The organism is Vibrio sp. 1249-1, assembly GCF_033340495.1.
This window is the reverse complement of record NZ_JAWOWJ010000528.1, coordinates 1-709: the sequence shown is the minus strand read 5'-3', so window position 1 is coordinate 709 and position 709 is coordinate 1. Positions and strand designations below refer to the sequence as shown.

Sequence of the window (709 nt, the reverse complement as noted above, 5' to 3'; positions counted from 1 at the left end):
TTGCGTTAATTGCGACGGCGGTAACCACACCAGAGCAAGCAATGATGGACGCGACCGACAAATCCAGATCACCGCACGCCAAGCAAAACAGCATGGCACACGCCACCATGCCACTCATAGAGATCGCCAAACCCAGACCTTTCATATTGATGAACGTCGCAAAGTAAGGCACAAAGAAAGCACACAATAAAAACAGACCAGCGAACACCATCAGCATGCCGAATCGGTCCCAAATCCCAGCAAAATTCCATGAACGCTTCGCGTCCTGTTGTTCTAGTATTTTCGTAGAGCTTGTTACAGACATAGGATATTCCTTTATTATGCAGCAGCTTGGTTGTTGCCTAGCATGGCTAAACTCAAAGCAGTTTGTTCTTTAAACTCATGGCGCTGTGGTTCACCTGTTACCGCACCTTCTTTCATCACCATTACGCGATCGGATATACCAAGAACTTCTGGCAAATCACTCGACACCACCAGCACAGTGACACCGCGCTCAGCGAGATTGAAAATCAGTTCGTAGATCTCTGATTTCGCACCAACGTCAATGCCTCGTGTTGGCTCGTCCAACAAAATCACACTCATATCGGTAGAGAGCCAGCGACCTAGAATCACTTTTTGTTGGTTACCACCAGACAACTGCCCTATAGCCTGTTGTAATGAGGCGGTTTTAACGTTCAAAGCCTTACGTTGCTGCTCTGCGTTGTCTCTT

General features: G+C 47.5%; 1 protein-coding gene and 1 pseudogene. Both read right to left on the bottom strand.

Going from position 1 to position 709, the window contains the following annotated elements:
* Positions 1 to 304 (bottom strand): annotated as a pseudogene (gene araH, locus R7Z50_RS27410) (L-arabinose ABC transporter permease AraH); the annotation flags it as partial.
* A gap of 14 nt (positions 305 to 318) precedes the next feature.
* Positions 319 to 709, bottom strand: a 391-nt coding sequence (locus R7Z50_RS27405) for an ATP-binding cassette domain-containing protein (protein WP_318149736.1), incomplete at its 5' end; no start/stop codon positions are given.